The organism is Microbacterium sp. Bi128 (assembly GCF_918698205.1).
Genome location: NZ_CAKKMM010001310.1, coordinates 1 through 1,423, shown reverse-complemented (window position 1 = coordinate 1,423; position 1,423 = coordinate 1). Strand labels below are relative to the sequence as shown.

Genomic DNA, 1,423 nt, shown 5'->3' with positions numbered 1-1,423 from the left:
ATGCACAGGCCGGTAACTGGTACGTGATCCCGAACGGACGGTCCCTTGCCGCTGCGCCGGAGGCTGACAGCGTGCGCAGCGAACGAACTGGAATGCACGCCGCGACCCTCAGCCACCGGAAACGCGTTGACCATTCTGTCAGGGCCATCCACTTGGCGAACACCACGTTGTCGGCCCCCGTCGGGTTAAAGATCTTCGGCGATGGGTCCCAGCGGTCCCAGTTGGAAGAACTGATCACCGATCTCAGCGAAACCGAAAATGTTCAGCTGATGGGCCATGTCACGAACGCCCAAACCCATTTCAAGGACGCGTCCTTTTCGCTGCTGACCAGCACCTCCGAGGCATTTGGCCTGGTAATTGTGGAGAGCATGGCCGCCGGGTGCATCCCTATTGCTTATGACCTGCCGTACGGACCCGCCTCTATCATCACCAATGGCGTCAATGGCTTTCTTGTGCAGTATGGCAACGTCGAGGAACTTGCACGCTGCATAGCCGAGTTCGTCGACATGTCTCCGTTGCAAGTCCAGGAGATGCGCCAGGCTGCGCGAACCAGGGCCGACGACTTCTCCGATGTGAATGTCGTGCGGCAATGGGTGGAGGCCATGAATCATGCAGCTGAGGGCAAGCGAACCAAAGGGAACGACCACACGGTAGAGATAGAAGACTCAGCGTGTTTGTACAGCGCGGGTGGTGGCCTGGAGGTGCGCGCCACCCTAAGGCTGCGCCTGCAGCAGCCGATTTGGCAGGCACGCGTCCCGGCCTTCTACTGCAGGCTCCGTCTCCGGCCTGGTGAAGCATTCTTCCGCGTTGCATCAACAGGCTTTAGCAAAGACGCATCCGGCAGGTATGCCGTCAGATTCCCGTTCGAGTCGGACGTCCTTAATGCCATGGGCGGCAGCACGGCCGACGTCTTTCTTGAGACGAGAATCGGCGAGGCTACTACGGTGACACGGATGCCGTTGGCGGAAGTCAAAGCAGCTCCCCGTGTGTATGCAACAGTGCACGGCAACATGAGTATCAGCTTCGCCTGACCTCATACTTGAAACCACAGATACGAGTCACAAATGTCTTCAACAAATAACCAGCTGCGTTCGCCGATAGAACTACCGTCGGGGTATCACTGTGCCGTCACGTGGGGGATACCCGCGGACTTCGGCGGGATGACCAGCGCGCTTCTGCGACGCTCGAGGGCCTTTGTCCGTGAAGCCGGAGTGCCGGTCGATGTCCTCACCTTCGAATACGACAGCGGACTCGACGACTTGCGCTGCGAGATGCAGGTTGCGGGCGAACTGGTTCCGGGCATGCGTCTGCGGAACCTCTGGGAAGAACTGGCAGCCCTGCCGGACCTGGAGGTGTCTGCGGCTCGCGGAGACAAGAATCTTGCGGGAACTTTCGCGCCAATCTCTGACGAGGAGCCCCATAC

General features: G+C 59.5%; 2 protein-coding genes. Both read left to right on the top strand.

Annotated features, from left to right (window positions below):
* A partial coding sequence (locus LQV45_RS32295; protein WP_230011613.1) for a glycosyltransferase occupies positions 1-1,031 on the top strand: 1,031 nt, incomplete at its 5' end.
* Between the two features lie 180 nt (positions 1,032-1,211).
* A partial coding sequence (locus tag LQV45_RS32290) for a hypothetical protein (protein ID WP_230011611.1) occupies positions 1,212-1,423 on the top strand: 212 nt, incomplete at its 3' end.